This window comes from Blautia pseudococcoides (assembly GCF_001689125.2).
In the GTDB taxonomy this organism is placed as follows: domain Bacteria; phylum Bacillota; class Clostridia; order Lachnospirales; family Lachnospiraceae; genus Blautia; species Blautia pseudococcoides.
In genome coordinates, this window is record NZ_CP015405.2 from 4,811,086 (window position 1) to 4,827,139 (window position 16,054).

Consider the following 16,054-nt stretch of genomic DNA (forward strand, 5'->3'; position numbering starts at 1 on the left):
ACTGAATTTTTGTAAAAATGACAGAGTTTTAGCTGTTGGTATCTCATTCAAATCAGTTTTGGTGATGATTTGGGAAACTTTTGAAAGATTCTCTAATTAGTATTCCCTATCAGAAAAAATTGTTTTTATGAGGATCTATTTACTCGAATTTTATGTGTGACCTTATCTGTGGAACAACGTGAAAATTCATGATTTTATGAAAATATTATCTTATTGATTAAAACTAGTATGATACTAATGGTTTACCGTATATGTTACAGTGAAAAATTGGCTATTTTGGAGATAGGGATTTGTATGAAAGAATATAGTTATTTATTTGAGAGGCAATATAAAAAATTGGATTTTTCCACAAAAAAAAACTTCAATTGTAAGTATTGGGAAAAAATTTTAGGTGAAAGAAAGATTGAATATTTAAGCAAAACTTTCTCAGAAGTTTATTGCTATTTAAATGATTCTGAAAAATATGATATAACTATTGATAAAAATTATTTAGAATTATTGTATATATATAGAGAAAAGCAATATGAATTAGAAAATTTTGATGAATCAGAAATTAACAAAGAAATTTTTTATACTTTTTATATACCATTTATTAAAATAGCTCGATATTATGTTAAAGAGAAATATGGTACGACAATTACTCAATTATTTGGTAAAGGATTCGAAACAACACTTTTTTATTTGCTCTCAAAAATAGGATTTAGGGTTTTATTAAGAGAATTTGATTTAGTAAAAGAAGAAATTAATGTAGAAGATGAAGGGTTGTGCTATAAAATTTTTTTAAATAACTATTTGACTGACGAGAAATATTTTAATGAAATAATAGAGGTTTATCCAATTTTATTACGTTGTTTACTAGATAAAATATTTAATTATACAAAATTTATTAATTATTTTATAATGTGTTGGGAAAATGATCAAGAATTAATTAAAAATAGAATGAAATTAGCCACTATAGAAATGTCAAATTATGAGTTTGTCGGTGACATTCATTCAGATAGCAAGGCAACTATTAAAATAAAGTTAATAAATGGTAAAGCAATTTTTTTTAAACCTCATTCATTAGGTCTTAAAAAAATGTATTATGATTATTTTAACCTCTTATGTAAAATAGAAGGTTTAGAAATTCCACAGTATATCATGATTGATAGGAAGGATTATGGATGGGAAAAAGAAATAATATATAAGGAATGTCAATCGCTAGGTGAAATAAAAAGATATTACCAACGGGTCGGCATACATATAATGTTATGTTATTTTATGGATATTCAAGATATGCATTATGAAAACCTTATTGCATCTGCAGAATTTCCTGTTTTTATTGATATAGAGGTTGCTTGTAGTAGAATAAATAAATTTACTATGAATATGAATTTTGAAGAAAAAGTAAAATGGTTATATTCAAGGTCCGTAGTGGGGAGTGGAATTTTACCAACCAATAATCCAGAAAGCTATAAATTTGCAGGGATAACTGCAAAAAAGGGAGTAATTTTGAAAACTAAAGTTTCTCGCATTATTAATCCTAAAACAAAAAACATGAAAGTAGAGCTGCAAAACGGAATAGTGCAAGTAGAGAAAAATAGGCCTAAGTATGCTGGTATTTTCTACGAAGCAGATAGTTTTATCAAAGATATTGATGCAGGGTTTACATTGGCATATAATCATATTCTAAAATATAAAAATGTTTATTTAAATAAATTATTTTTCTCTCATACAAGAATTTTGATAAATTATACAAATTTTTACTATAAATTACTTCAATTATCATATCATCCTAATTTTATGACGGATGGGGGAAAAAGAGAATTGGTGTTATTGCAAAACGTTGAAGATAATGCAGATCGAGAACACTTAATTTTATATAAAACAGAAGTGCTATCTATGTTAAAAGGAGAGATACCTTATTTTGAGCTTAGTGCAAATAGTAAAGACATTTATCACAATAATAATGTAATTATAAATGATTTCATCCATATTTCACCGTATGAATATATTTTAGAAGTATCAAAATATTTATCTGATACTGATTTGAAATTTCAAAGAAAAATATTATATAAATCACTAAATATTCCTTTATGGAAACAATGTAAAATACACATATCAAGATTACAAAGAGAATGTAAGTATAATCGAGATATATTAATTGCACGATATACAAATTATGTAATAAGATTATTGGACGAGGAAAAGATTACTGATGATACACACAATAATATTTCTTGGATAAATAACGATGCTCAACATCAATTCAATATTACGGATTTTTACTTATACAATGGGATCTGTGGTATTGTCATATTTTTGGCAGCATACAATAAAATTTATGATACAAATAAGTACATGGAGCTCGAAAAAAGAGCATTATCAAGAGTATTTTCTTATACATCTCATCTTAAGAGTTCTTGTGTTAAAAATGTTGGAATAATGTGTGGAGATGCTTCTATAATTTATACGTATTTAGTTCTATATAAAATAAAAAATGATTATAAGTTCATTAAATATGCGGAATACCATTGTAGCATAGTTTTAGAGAAAATATATTTTGATAATTTTGATTTGCTTTATGGTAATTCAGGATTAATTATAGGATTAACGGAGCTTTATTCCATAACTAAAAAACAACTCTATATTAAAAAAGCTGTCTATTATGCCGATTTTCTTATAAATTATATCAAAAAACATAACAAGGTATTGCTTAAATGTAAAGAAGGGGTAGCTCATGGATACAGTGGTATAACACTAGCATATTTAAGGCTATATAAATATTTTAAGAAAAAAGAATATATGGACATAATCTTATGGCTAGTACAGGAGGAAGATATTTATTTAAATAGTGAACTGAAGTCTTACTGGTGCCATGGTTTAGGCGGGATTTTAATGGTCAGAAAAGAACTTTCGCAATTTATGATGGATAATTGTACATATGAAAAATATATTGAAAACTTTAAAAATATTACATTTAAACTTGATCAGTATTGCTTATGTCATGGGAAAATTGGAAATTTTAATATTTTGCGTTATTTGGAAATGGAAAATCATATACAAAAAGTTATGTATGAAGACAAAATCATTGCAAGTGCTTATGAATTATTATTTAATGAGTATCATCAGACAGAAAAATATAATGTTGGATTTATGACCGGTATAACAGGAATAGGATATATTCTTTTGTCTATTCTTGATTCGAACTTACCTGATATCATGAGAATCCACATATAGTAAGTATAAAACATATATGATTATTATGGAGGAAGTATTTAAATATGAAAAAATTGGAAAATATTGAGTATAATTGCAAAGAAATACAATCAAAAATCATGGGGCCCAATCCTATAAAATTACTTATAGAATTATTATCGAATAATTGTATTGCAAAAAATGGATATGTTTGCGATCTGGGTTGTGGTAAGGGAGTATCTTCTGTATATCTTGCTAATGAATTTGGATTTAAAGTATATGCGACAGATATTTGTATTAATCCAAGAAAAAATAAGGTATTCTTTGAAAATATGGGCTTCTCCCAAAATGAAATTGTACCTGTTTTGGCAGATGCCAATAAGCTTCCTTTTAAAAAAAATTTTTTTGATGGAATTATAAGTATCGATTCTTATAATTATTTTGGTTGCAATTCTAAGTACCTAGATAATAATTTACTTTCATTTCTCAAAAAAGGTGGATATGTTTATATTTCTGTACCAGTAACTAATAAAAATTTTCCAGGTCAATATTCTCCTGAGGTGTTATCTGTCTGGTCTCAGAATCAGCTTAACACTATACATGATATCAAATATTGGAAAAATTTAATTAGTTGTTGTCGTAAAGCAGAAATTGTTGATATTTATGAAATGAAAAGTAGTGAAGAGGCTTGGAGTGATTGGCTAAAACAAAACAATAAGTATGCAAAACAAGATTGCATTGCTATAGAAGCGGGCGCTAGAAACTACCTGACTTTTATTGCCATTGTTTTGCGAAAAGTAAATGATTAGGCGTTTAGACAAATAGACATTTAGAAACTAAGTGCTTATGTATTTGCCATATATTTTATCTGCCTAAGTAGAAATATTTTCATTGATATATAAAATAATTTTTCAGAAAAGCTACTAAGCATATTTTTAAGAAAGCTACAGAGATTAGAGGATGTTCCTATAATTTGATGTGTGGTTCGTATCTTTGGTATGGAGATGTATTGGTAATAATTATTGTTGACTGTTATCACTAAAATCCATTTGAAAGTGGAGAGTGTTGGAAAAATATATCTCTTTTGATTTTACCAGAAAAAAGGTAGAAGATGTAGTGCACTGGGTACAAACTTATTTTTATATATTCACTTATATGAAGATGAGATTATAATTATATTATTTTATACTAATAATTTGGAAGAATTTGATGATAGTTAACTGGATAACTTAGAGAAGCAGCTCAACAATTACAACAATTTTATAACTTCACACGATTACTTCATTTATTCCCCGAAAATAAGGAATAATATTAGGTCATTAATGCATTATAATCAATTGGAAAATAAAATGTAGACGAAGAAGGAAAGCCCTCTATCATTTGAAAAAATTTTTGGTTGAAAAGTTTAAGTTTTTTTCTTATTACACAGTTCAATTCTTCAAGAGAGAAGACGAAGGACTATTGTTATCCAGGTAGAAATATTGCCCACTGTTCCTTCAGTATTCGGTTTATGCTAGGAATCGCTGCCATGAGTTGGAACAATCGCTGTGCTATAATGTTCAGCCAGTTCCTGATACGTTTCATTGATCTGCTGGTCTTTCCAAGCACCGTTATGAGCAACTGCAGTCTTGCAGTTATCAGAGCTGTATGACATCACACCAAAAATATATAGATTTTGATAACTTCTCCGGTATCAGAATCAACGAGTGTCGCAGAATCATCGGCCTAGTCAACCTCAACCTGTTCGCTCGGTTTACGGTTGATATGCATGGTAGAGCGTCTTTCCGTTCGTCCTGTTGGATGTGATAGACGAACTGCAAATACATGAGTGGACATCACCGTTAGCACGACAATCCTCTATGTATTCGGTCCACAGCTTTTTGGTGGCTCCGTTGCGAAGCTAATTCCTTGCGGATAATCGTAGTCTGGCATCCGTTTGACAGATGTGAATTGTTTTGTAGAAGGAAAATCAGAATAAATATAAATCATATTATATTACGGGAATCCAACCTCGGTTATATGTTGAAGAGTGAAACTTTGAAAAAGTTGAATACGATAAAATTATTCTCGTAGTTTAACAGCTGTGGCGGCTTTTCTACGCCTTTGATCATCAATTGCAGCATAGTGCTTTCGTGTAGTGTTTACATCTTTATGTCCTAAAACATCTGCTACCAAATAAATATCACCGGTTTCTTGATATAATGAAGTCCCATAAGTGCTACGGAGTTTATGAGGAGTGATTTTTTTGACAGTCGTAATTTCTTTGGAATATTTTTTAACTAAGTTTTCAATTGCTTGGATTCCAATACGTTTTCTTTGAGTAGAGTAGAAGAGTGCGTGTTCATGTCCGGCTACTGGTGTGATTGTTTCCCGTATTTCAAGATAGCTCTTCAAAGTCTTTTCTACTTCTTCGCCAAAATAAACAAGCATTTCATTGCCGCCTTTACGTGTGACTTTAACGGCATTATTTCGAAAATCCAAGTCTTCTACATCTAACCCCACACATTCGGAAACGCGCAGACCTGTGCCTAAGAGAAGAGTAATGATTGCTAAATCACGCTCTTTAGTTTTCTCATAATATGCTCGTTTTTGTCCGGATAATTTATCACCACAATTTTCAATATAATCCAATAACCTAGCAACTTCATCTGGATCTAGCCGTATAATAGCTTTATCATGAATCTTAGGCATATCTATTAGAAGTGTTGGGTTTGTTTGAATCATTTCGTGCCGAAAATAATATGTGTAAAAACTCCGTAGAGTAGATATTTTTCTTTTTAGACCGCGTTCTCCGTTAGTGATAACAGATTCACCTTTAGAATCTGTATATACTTTTAAGTATTCCATGTATTCTTCAATATCTATAGCCTGTATCTGATCAAGAACCTGAAGGTTAAAATCTTGTGTTCTAAATTTCCGGAAAGCAGGATTGTTTTGAATTAAAAACTGAAAAAAGATACGAATATCGTAAGCATAGGAAATTCGAGTTTTTGTGGTAGTGGTTGTTTCAATGGCACGAAAATAATCCTTTGCAAAAGCTGAAGTGTTTCTAATATTTGACGAAGCTTCAAAATGTTTTGTATATCAGATTGTTCATGGTATGTTGTTCTTTCCATAAATTTTATCCTTCCTAAACAATAAATAAAATTAAGTGAGGTATAAGCTAAAATTCATTTAATACCAGTTAATAAAGAAAAACTGTATTTCATAGAAATTATACCATGAGAGTGTCTTTTTCGTCAATCTATATGAAAAACTATGAATTTGTTGTATAGATTGATAACCATAATATTCATACTAATATGATTCAATGAAACATGGTCTATCCACTATTCCATCTTATCTTTAGATAATGTTCGGAATCTTCTGTTTTAGTAATCAATCATCCACCTATGATTCAAAGAAAGCATATCATGGTTGCCTTGAAATACAATACTCTGAATGCCTATTTTGGTAAACAATATAGGCAAATGTTATATCTCCTTCAAAATATAACGTATCTATGCCGACTTCTGTAGGAATAATCCAGCCGGCTCCTTGTACAGAATTTATATCTTCTTCTTTAAATGTTTTATCACTACTACTTTTTATTAGTCTATATGCTACAAGTTTTTGCATTTCGTAATACTTCATTGTTTGTTCACTCTTTTATTTGAGTTATATAAGTATACCAAAAATTCTCTTCGCGCATTGTAAATATGTGTTACGATGTAACATTAAAGAGTTGAATAATAGCTCAGTTTTTCTATTTTTCTTGTCTACAAAGTTTTTGATAAGAATAGTCTAAAATTCGTTCTTTACGCTCTTTTAGAATCATCTTATAAAAATCTTTTTGTAAGCTAGATATAAATGGAGTTTTGTCCACTATTCTATTAATTTCTTTTATGTCAATTTTAGGTACAATACGCTTTAATGCCATATTACACTCTGAGTTTTGCAAAGAAGATATGAAATCAAAATACCGTATCTTTTGCCCATTAATTTTAATTCCGGACAATGGTATTTCAAATACACGCAGGTTTCTTTCGTCCGGATCTTCCAATGTTCTTTTCATAATTTCTTCATCTGCTTGAGGGAATAAACAGCTTCCGCAATCATATACGGGAGCAAGTGTGATTTCATCCGTGTTGTTATTATAAAGAAATCCCCAATTTCCATTATGCCTATCCCAGTTTCCAATTAAAGCATCTATAATAAATATATTCCAAAACCATGTAATGAGAACATGAGGTTCCATAGCAGTCTGTTCCTCTAACGTCATAAGAATATCACTTAACTCTGTTCCATATCCGTTATGAATAGAATCAATCATTGTATTTTTCAAAGATGCAAAATCTTGGAGAATCAATCCGTTTGCTGTAAAATCTTTACACGCAACTACAATCTTTTTTCGTCCATTTCGTGTATAAGTCCCTAGCAATGTTTCCTGTACGGGAATACCTATACTATCAAAGATATGACAACCAATATATTCCGACACACAACCATTGCTATAACTCATTTCCCTATTTTTTGAAGGAATTGCTGGAAACTTCAACATATACTGTTCTCCATTATAAATAACAGAAATCTTGCTTCCATTTGCTCCAGCATAAGTTTTGTTACGTATAGGCAAATTTGTGAAATCAATCATATTTAGTCACCTCGTTTCATTCTTAAATACTTTTCTCGTAAATACCACGCCTGTTCTGTTGATATTTCCTGTCCTGATTCTGCGGAATTTATATCCGCATTTAGTTCGCTCCATGCAATATCCCAGTGATAATCTTTTTTTCCACTGTCTTCAATTTCCCATGAAGCGGACATATTTTTAATTGATTTTTGTAGATATAATGGTAAGCCACATTCAAAATATGACTGACTAAGAGGGAGGCCAGTTTTCGTGTTATATCTATCTTCTATATTATCCCATTCCATCATATCTTCCATCGTACATCCGAGAGCCTTTGCAAGCTGCCATACTGTTCTTGCAGAACAGTTTTGCAGGGAACTTTTTCCAGAACATATATCTATAACCGTTGTTTTAGGAACACCACTAATTTTAGATAAATGATACTTTGTGATATTTTTTAAATTAAGATAGGTTTGCAAATTCATATACATCATCCTTTCCTAAATTAATTATATTGTATCGGTATGCCGACCTTTTTGTCAAGCAATAAAGAGATTTGTATGTTATTAACTTGTGATAATGTCTTCTTAGGATTCACTTGAGAAAGACCCTGTCGGAAGCGAACCACTTTCTAGAAACAGAGTATCGAAAACTTTTCAATCAGAGGTTTTCTGTCACACCGGAAGCAGAGTCTATTTTTCTCCCCATAGCAAAAGGAGTTGATCTTGACTCCATCCTTTGTGTTAAAAACACACACGAAAAATAGATACAGTCGGAACCTTTTTTTAAAACCGTTGTTTTCAGATCTTGGATGAAGGATTCCCCATTATCAATGCCCGACGCGCGATCACCGTGTTAATAAATCCTCGTTTGGCTATCCGTGTCGAATATAACGGCAAGATTTACCATTCCATCCGGTATCTGAAACCCTAAAATAAGAATGCTAGCTGTAAGGTGCCAAAAAAGTATGCACTGCTGTAGAACTCCATCTTATCGATATACGACACCTCCTTTTAGTCATAGAAAAACCCGCTTGTTCTAGACAAACGGTTAGAATAAGCGGGTAGCTGTTATTGGTTTTACGCTATTGTCTGCTGTTGACGTGCCTCAATATACAGGTCAATATCTTCTACAATATAATTATCTCCGGTCGTATGCAGCGCTTCAAAACATGAGTAAATATAGTCCCATACATTGTATTGGGAAAACAGTTCACTGACCTGTTTTCCGGTCAGGTGCTTTGCAGATTTATATTTTTCAATACAGTACACTAAAAAATTTCCTTCTTTGCTCATAATCACACCTCCTCAGGGATTATGAAATCTCCGGTCCTTTTTTCTTCCTCAAACATATTGAATAATGTCAAAGGACTGAAATGCCACAGCTTTGTATCTTCCTGCTCCAATAGAGAGTAAACTTTTGAATCATAGAACTCTTTAGATGCTGTAACTTCATCATAGGGATAGTTTTCCGTAATCAAGTGGATAACCTTTGGTACGATCAAAGTCAGCATAGCTTCAAATTTCTTTTCGTCCATCACCATTCCACCTCCGGTAAAGTTCCTGCAAATTTCAAATAACTCAATGACTTTTCAGAGCTTATGACCAACTGGTTATACAGTTTCTTGATTTTTAATGCTTCCAATGTCTGCTCTTTTGTCAGAACACCGGATGTATAGAGGGTAAAGGTCGTATAAACATCATCGTTTGCAACAGGGCCATAAACAAAATCATATTCCGGTCCCTCATAATTGCCAGATCTATTATCCGATACAAAATCCAGCCACGCTTCATCTGCAGATTCAAAACGAAGCACCGAACATTCCGAGAAGGCTTTCTGTTCGTCAATCTCATAGATATTGACAATCTTTCCGCCTTCTTTGCGTCTGCGATACACCTTTTCCGCAAAAGAAACCGCCTGTTTTTTATTGGTAGTTGTATAGAAGCCAAATCCAAAATCCAGAAAACGGTTCTGCTTAATCAGTTTCGGCTCTGAAACCACCACATTACTTCCGTGATATAAGATCATATCTTTCCCTCCAATACTTTTTTGGCAAGTTTTTGTTCTTCTGTCAGGGATTGTATCATTGCCTCTACATGGCGTCGCTTTTCAATTTGTTCGCGTATGGATTCAACATCATTTTTCCCAATATATTTTGACACCACTTTTTTGCCATCCCGGTATTTTAAGTAGCAGTAGGTATTCCCATTGACTTTCTTTTCAGAGATCGTACCTTTCGGAAGCCCTGCCAGTATTTCTCGGTATTTTTCCAGCATATAATCGATCCGCTGTTTTTCTTTTTTTACGGTACTGATAATTAAACTCATTGTTCTCACCTATCTTTATTATACCCAACATTTCAAGAAATATCAACATAGTGTGGAGTAAAGTGAGAGAAATATATCCCGTACCTTATGTATGATTTGATCAAGTTTTTATGCACTCGGTAAATAAATCCAGTCACGCATTAAGCATACGCTTGGTTCATGCCAGATGATACGTACACGCACTGTAAACAGTACGTGTATCGAAGTATCTGGAAGGGCAAGGCACACCTTTACGACTAGTCCTTTTTGCAGAAGCTTTTCAAGGTTTACCTAAGGTAGCCTGGCACCGAAAGTATCTGCTGATTCCTCCGGGTTTCTTTTCGTTACTAAAACGGATTCTACATACTGGTGCAGTTTGTTATAAGCATCATTCAATAGGTCATCAAGAACAATATTTTTTAATTCGTATGTCATTTCTTCGTACGCTACATTTGGTAACTGTTTGTATGCAATCAGTTCTTTAGGTTCTTTGCCTTTGTTTATCTTTATCATGTTACCAATCTCTTATAGCCGTTCTAATTCTAATCTTACACGGCAGGAATTAGCCTTGGTATCGTTATTTCCTAAGATCGTTTCGAGACTATCTAATGCCGCTTCTGCTCCTACAAAGTTTTTGTTATCCAAGAAGTTATAAAATTTGCTAAATAACATTTGGACATCTTCTGGTCTCTCAGAAACACCCATTACTTCTCTAAATATTGTGTTAACATCCTTTCCATAAGTTTCATCAGGAGCGCAAAGTATCTCTTTATCCTTGATGATCATTAAACTTTCTGTGCCTACAGAATTAATCACGGCCGGCGCATGAGTAGTTACAATAAACTGGACTTTTGGAAAAATCTTCATCAGATCTGTTAAAATCTTCTGCTGCCATGATGGATGTAAATGTAAATCAATTTCATCTATTAAGACTATACCATCCGTTTCGGTTAAAACATGTTCTAGTAATTGAAGATTTAAAATAGCCATTCTATAAGCAATGTCGGCAACTAAACTGATTGTACACTTGTAACCATCACTAAGCTGCGAAAGTGGAATCGTTTTAAAGTTATTATCTTGAGCAAGATACATTAAATCGATTTCATGTGTATCCAAATTAAATTGTACTTTTACATTCTGATAGCCAGAAATAGACTGAAAACACTGCTCCATTGCAAGACAAACAGCTTTGAACTCAGGTAATATTTGTCCTTTCTGATATTGCTGAATGGTCATTTCCTGGAACCATTTCATCATAAATTTGTCATTGGCTGCACCATCTAAACTATCAAGATAGCCATTACTTCTTGTGCTTTTTTTAAATGTATTATTCCTTTTTTCCCTATGTTGATTCCATAAACGTCCTATACCATAATAAGATATAATAGGCAATACTAAATTAGTATCACCATTTCTAATTCTTTCTTGATACCTAATTGCAATGCTTGTTAGTTCTTTTGTATTTGATATGCTATCACGTCCATTTGCTGAATTTAATGATCTAATCCATTGAACTTTTTCACCATTGATTTCACTTTGTGTGGTAATTTCTACTGGGAATTGTGGCTGAACATCAACAACGCTTCCCTTATTGAAATATTTATTATGAGCATCATGTTTTCTGATTCTGTAATTCGTAAGCCCATCCATAGCAGAGATAAAAGTTCCAACTGCAATAGCAGCTGCTTCCAGTATGGATGTTTTTCCAGTACCATCTGCGCCAGCGCGAGGCTGACGGCACACGGCCGGTGATTGTCGGAGGTATCACAATAGAAAAGTGGAATCCGGATGAGCTGGAGGAAGTCATGCAGAAATACGGTGTATTGGACAGCACTGTATCCGAAATGACTGCGGAGATAGAGAAAATGTTTCCACCGACAACAGATGCATCCATTACAAAAGCAGTAGCCGATTATACGGGAGTTATAGATACCCACTACTCCTATTTCCGTTTTCCTTCTCTTATCAAAAAATATCCCAACGCGGCTGTTATGAGAACAGAAAGCTACGCCCGGACCAGTGATCTGATTAAAGAAATTATGGATGAGCACCCGGAGGTGATAGGCGACTTTGTCTGGACCTGCTGGAATCACATAGGAGAAGCGGGACTTGGAAGGTGTGTCCATGTTCCGAAGGAGGAAGAGGAAAAATATAACAATGTATTCGGCATGATGGATATCATGGTGAAGACAGAATACCCGTACCGGCTCTCAAACTGTGCAGATTTTGACATTAACGGAGTACCGACGGTGCAGGGGATTTACAGAAAGAACGTGTGGGGGGACCAGAGCACTTGTATTGCAGTGCAGCCTCCGGCTTACCACGACCTTGCGGAGATTAAGATGCTTGGATTTAGCAGGACAGAGGAAAAGCAAAGCTGGAATTTAGAAGGTGAAGAAGGAAAGCCGATAAGAGTGAACGTGTACTCAGGCGCAGAATGGTTGGAGCTGTTTTTGAACGAAAAAAGCCCTGGCAGAAAACCGGCAGGCAAAAAAGCCCCTTATTGCGCAAGTTTTGAGCTTGAATATGAGCCTGGCATCCTTACAGCAGTAAGCAGCACGGGCAGAAAAGAAGTATCCCGCAGCACGATAGAGACAACGGGAAAGGCAGTAAAAATAAAGGCAGTTCCGGAAAATACACAGGCAAAGGCAGGAGTGAAAGCATTAGGCGGAAAAAGCCACAAGGGGCAATTAGGATTGGCAGCCCTTGTGACTTTATATGCAGAAACTTAGTAACGGGATGATTCCCGGTATTTTATTACAGTGCGAACATAAGTTGTCCGATATGGAATACCTGGTTCTTCGATACGGGAAAGAAGCAGTTCCGCAGCAATATATCCCATAGCAGAACTTGGAATATGGACAGTGGTTAAATGTGGTTCAATAATCTGGGATTCAGCAGAATTATCGAACCCTGTAATTTTTACATCTTTAGGGACCGATAAGCCGCATTTCTTCAGCGCCTTCATGAGGTCCATGGCGACAAAATCATTTGCACATATAAATGCATCTGGCAGTTCTGGCAGTTGTTTGATATGTGATGCAAGCTGTTCAACAGTATGGAAGGGCTCGTTTGCTAAGAGTTCGTCAGTAACCGGTTTTAGACCAGAGAGTCTGAGCGCATCACTGAATCCCTGATATCGTTCAAAAAATGAGTGGCAGTTATTGATATCTCCTGCAAACGCAAGCCGGTGCTGTCCGTCCTTTATGAGAGTCTGCACGACGCTGGAAATACTGCTTCGGTTTTCCATAAACAGAAAATCCGCATCAAGCGTAGTGAAATCAATGTTAGAGGCGCAGTCGGTAAAAAGCAGTGGAATATCAAGCTTGCTGAGCATCTGACTGTATGCGTAATCAAATAGTTCTAAACAGATGATTCCGGCAGTGTTTGAAAGGTCGAATCCGGCCGGGAGCTGTAATTCCGCAAATTCCTGCTCACGAATCAGAAAAAATGATAATCGGTATCCGTTAGAACTGATTTTCTCCTGAAAAGTATTTAAAAGTTTTGAGCCGAAATGAGAACTGTTCGGCATAGAACGGGTAAAAAGAGCAATCTCACAATTTTCTGGTTTTGGAATGGAAGCTAAAGGTGGATAGTAAGAAAATTGTTTATATCCCAGTTCGGCAGCCTTTTGCAAAATTCTGTCTCTTGTAGCATCTGCCAGCACACCGGTATTGTTTAAGGCTTTTGATACGGTGTTTCTTGATACCCCTAATGAATCAGCTATATCTTGAATGGTAATTCGTTTTCCCATAGATACCTCCCTGTTTTAAATATGATGATCGTATAATCTGTATAAATACTTTTATGAGGGTGTTATACTTCATTATTAAATGTAACTTATTTAAAAAGATTTGTCAAATGTAAAAATGTGATGGATTAAAAGCTGTTTTTTATTGGCATACCGGCTTGTTTACAGATGAAAAAGGTGTAAATGTAAAAATAAATGAGGTATATGTAAAAATATAATTGACAAAAAGGTGTGCAAATGTTAGTATAGACTCAAGAAACAGTACAAAGTGCACAATGAATCAGTGCAATGTTACATGTTTATCAGGAAATGATGCAAATGTAAAAGGGAGGAGAGGGAACAATGAGTTTTCGTAATGCAAAAAGTGTTTCAGCCGGTAGACAGACTTTTCGCCAAAAAGCTGGCTACATCAAAAGAAACTGGCAGTTATATGTAATATTTTTAATGCCGGCTCTTCTTTTGACAATTATTTTCAAGTATATTCCCATGGGAGGAGTATTGATTGCTTTTGAGGATTACAATGTAATAAAAGGGGTATTTGGCAGCCCATGGGTGGGACTGGATTACTTCAGAAGGTTTTTATCGTCTCCGGATTTTATGAAATATCTTCTGAACACATTGAAACTGAGTGCCTATGGATTGCTGTGGGGATTTCCGATACCGATTATTCTTGCTCTTTTGCTAAACCAGATTCGCAGAACCGGAATAAAAAAGAAAATCCAGCTTTTGATTTATGCACCAAATTTTATTTCTGTCATTGTGCTCTGTGGTATGGTCAGAATGTTTTTGTCACCGGTAGGGCCGCTGAATCAGGTTTTGGGGATTGATGCAAACTGGATGACCATGCCGGAGGCATTCCGTACTATTTATATAGCCAGCGGAATCTGGCAGGGCGCCGGCTGGGCGTCTGTCATGTATACAGCGGCTCTGGCAAATGCAAGCAAAGACCTGGAGGAAGCCGCAATTGTAGACGGAGCAAATATCTTACAGCAGATATGGTATGTGCAGCTGCCTGCAATTAAAAATATTATTGTGATTCAGTTTATTCTGCAAGCAGGAAATATCATGAGTATCGGATTTGAAAAAGCCTATGCACTGCAGACGGATATGAACCTTCCGGCATCAGAAATACTTTCTACATATGTGTATAGAGTCGGTCTGTTGAATGGGGATTACGGATATTCTACAGCGGTTGGATTGTTTAATTCCGTAATTAACATTATCCTGTTGATTTTTGTAAACAAGGTAGTAGCAAAACTTAACGATGGAGAAGGATTATAAGAAGGGGGCAAGTGAAAATGGAAAATCGAAGAAGAATGAAACTGGGAACGTCCGATAAAATGATTCTGTCCATTGGATATATACTCCTTGGTGTTTTTGCTCTTGCAATACTGATTCCGCTGGTTTATGTTGTAGCTGCTTCCTTCATGGATCCTAATGTATTGAACAATCAGGGGATCAGCTTTCATTTAAAAGACTGGACTCTGGATGCGTACAAGCGTGTACTCGAAAATAAAATGATATGGAGAGGATTTGCCAATTCCTTTTTCTATTCTATAGCGTTTACAGTAATATCAGTGTTTGTTACCATACTGGCAGCATATCCGATGTCTAAGAAGGAATTTGTCGGAAGAAAATTCTTTAATGCAATATTTATCGTCACAATGTTTTTTAATGGTGGATTGATTCCGACCTTTATTCTCGTGAATCAATTACACTTGGTAAATACAATCTGGGCAATTCTGATTCCGGGTGCATTCAATGTATGGAATATGATTCTCGCAAGAACCTATTATCAATCCATTCCGAAGGAGCTGCGTGAAGCATCTCAGCTTGATGGAGCCAGTGAGATAGAGCACTTTTTCAAAATTATGATTCCGGTGTGTAAGCCGATTATTGCGGTATTGGCATTGTGGTCTTTTGTAGGTATGTGGAACGGTTACTTTGACGCCATGATTTACCTGAATGACGCAGACTTACAGCCGTTACAGTTGGTGCTTCGCTCCATACTGGTACAGAATACTCCACAGCCTGGTATGATTGCGGATATCCAGAGTACGGCTGAGATGGCAAAGGTTGCAGAACTTTTGAAATATGCAACGATCGTAGTATCCAGTTTACCATTGTTAATTATGTATCCGTTTTTCCAGAAATATTTTGATTCGGGAATTATGGTGGGTTCCGTAAAGGGCTAAGGAGGAAAGAGTG

At 34.6% G+C, this 16,054-nt stretch carries 16 protein-coding genes and 1 pseudogene; 6 read left to right on the forward strand and 11 right to left on the reverse strand.

Translation table 11 applies throughout. The annotated features are described in order from the left end of the window. The first annotated feature begins 294 nt into the window (after positions 1-294). From lanM to A4V09_RS25820, 3 genes are all read left to right on the forward strand, one after another. Positions 295-3,219 carry a type 2 lanthipeptide synthetase LanM gene (lanM, locus tag A4V09_RS22650; RefSeq protein WP_065544324.1) on the forward strand — a complete coding sequence of 975 codons (2,925 nt, stop codon included), beginning with the start codon at positions 295-297 and terminating at the stop codon, positions 3,217-3,219. A 44-nt stretch (positions 3,220-3,263) separates the two neighbouring features. Continuing rightward, the gene (locus tag A4V09_RS22655; protein WP_065544325.1) at positions 3,264-3,986 is read left to right on the forward strand and encodes a class I SAM-dependent methyltransferase; all 723 of its coding nucleotides are present in this window, start codon (positions 3,264-3,266) and stop codon (positions 3,984-3,986) included. 719 nt (positions 3,987-4,705) lie between these two features. After that, positions 4,706-4,828 (forward strand): hypothetical protein, encoded by a 123-nt coding sequence (locus A4V09_RS25820; RefSeq protein WP_274537181.1) that lies wholly within the window; start codon positions 4,706-4,708, stop codon positions 4,826-4,828. A gap of 410 nt (positions 4,829-5,238) precedes the next feature. Here the strand turns inward: A4V09_RS25820 and A4V09_RS22665 are convergent. The 10 genes and pseudogenes from A4V09_RS22665 to A4V09_RS22715 all read right to left on the reverse strand — a co-directional run bounded on the left by A4V09_RS22665 (position 5,239) and on the right by A4V09_RS22715 (position 11,838). After that, positions 5,239-6,293 (reverse strand): annotated as a pseudogene (locus A4V09_RS22665) (tyrosine-type recombinase/integrase). Positions 6,294-6,588: 295 nt separating this feature from the next. Continuing rightward, complete coding sequence (locus A4V09_RS22670; protein WP_065544326.1) at positions 6,589-6,810, reverse strand: hypothetical protein; 222 nt, start codon at positions 6,808-6,810, stop codon at positions 6,589-6,591. Positions 6,811-6,922: 112 nt separating this feature from the next. Beyond that, on the reverse strand, positions 6,923-7,810 hold the full coding sequence (locus A4V09_RS22675; RefSeq protein WP_065544327.1) for a HipA domain-containing protein: 888 nt from the start codon (positions 7,808-7,810) through the stop codon (positions 6,923-6,925). A 2-nt stretch (positions 7,811-7,812) separates the two neighbouring features. Next, positions 7,813-8,274, reverse strand: coding sequence for a helix-turn-helix domain-containing protein (locus tag A4V09_RS22680; RefSeq protein ID WP_242963892.1), 462 nt, complete (start codon positions 8,272-8,274; stop codon positions 7,813-7,815). Positions 8,275-8,868: 594 nt separating this feature from the next. Beyond that, positions 8,869-9,084, reverse strand: coding sequence for a DUF3791 domain-containing protein (locus A4V09_RS22690; RefSeq protein WP_065544329.1), 216 nt, complete (start codon positions 9,082-9,084; stop codon positions 8,869-8,871). Between the two features lie 2 nt (positions 9,085-9,086). Then, on the reverse strand, positions 9,087-9,326 hold the full coding sequence (locus A4V09_RS22695; RefSeq protein WP_065544928.1) for a hypothetical protein: 240 nt from the start codon (positions 9,324-9,326) through the stop codon (positions 9,087-9,089). Next, a complete protein-coding gene (locus A4V09_RS22700; RefSeq protein WP_065544330.1) occupies positions 9,326-9,817 on the reverse strand; it encodes a DUF3990 domain-containing protein in 492 nt (163 codons plus the stop codon). The genes A4V09_RS22695 and A4V09_RS22700 overlap by 1 nt, the downstream gene beginning before the upstream one ends. Further along, positions 9,814-10,116: a DUF6788 family protein gene (locus A4V09_RS22705; RefSeq protein ID WP_065544331.1), complete on the reverse strand. Its 303-nt coding sequence runs from the start codon at positions 10,114-10,116 to the stop codon at positions 9,814-9,816. Before A4V09_RS22705 ends, A4V09_RS22700 begins: the two co-directional genes overlap by 4 nt. Positions 10,117-10,386: 270 nt before the next feature. Further along, a complete protein-coding gene (locus tag A4V09_RS22710; protein WP_065544332.1) occupies positions 10,387-10,608 on the reverse strand; it encodes a hypothetical protein in 222 nt (73 codons plus the stop codon). Positions 10,609-10,620: 12 nt separating this feature from the next. After that, positions 10,621-11,838 (reverse strand): AAA family ATPase, encoded by a 1,218-nt coding sequence (locus tag A4V09_RS22715; protein WP_084043745.1) that lies wholly within the window; start codon positions 11,836-11,838, stop codon positions 10,621-10,623. A 62-nt stretch (positions 11,839-11,900) separates the two neighbouring features. Between A4V09_RS22715 and A4V09_RS22720 the strand changes: the two genes are divergently transcribed. Then, positions 11,901-12,827 (forward strand): DUF4982 domain-containing protein, encoded by a 927-nt coding sequence (locus A4V09_RS22720; protein WP_162291127.1) that lies wholly within the window; start codon positions 11,901-11,903, stop codon positions 12,825-12,827. Here the strand turns inward: A4V09_RS22720 and A4V09_RS22725 are convergent. Continuing rightward, a complete protein-coding gene (locus A4V09_RS22725) occupies positions 12,824-13,849 on the reverse strand; it encodes a LacI family DNA-binding transcriptional regulator (RefSeq protein ID WP_065544335.1) in 1,026 nt (341 codons plus the stop codon). The two genes, A4V09_RS22720 and A4V09_RS22725, sit on opposite strands and share 4 nt — an antisense overlap. Positions 13,850-14,188: 339 nt before the next feature. On the opposite strand from A4V09_RS22725, the gene A4V09_RS22730 reads away from it, so the two are divergent. Then, entirely contained in the window at positions 14,189-15,127 is a 939-nt protein-coding gene (locus tag A4V09_RS22730) for an ABC transporter permease (RefSeq protein WP_065544336.1), read from the forward strand. A gap of 17 nt (positions 15,128-15,144) precedes the next feature. Then, entirely contained in the window at positions 15,145-16,041 is an 897-nt protein-coding gene (locus tag A4V09_RS22735) for a carbohydrate ABC transporter permease (RefSeq protein WP_065544337.1), read from the forward strand. Positions 16,042-16,054 lie beyond the last annotated feature (13 nt).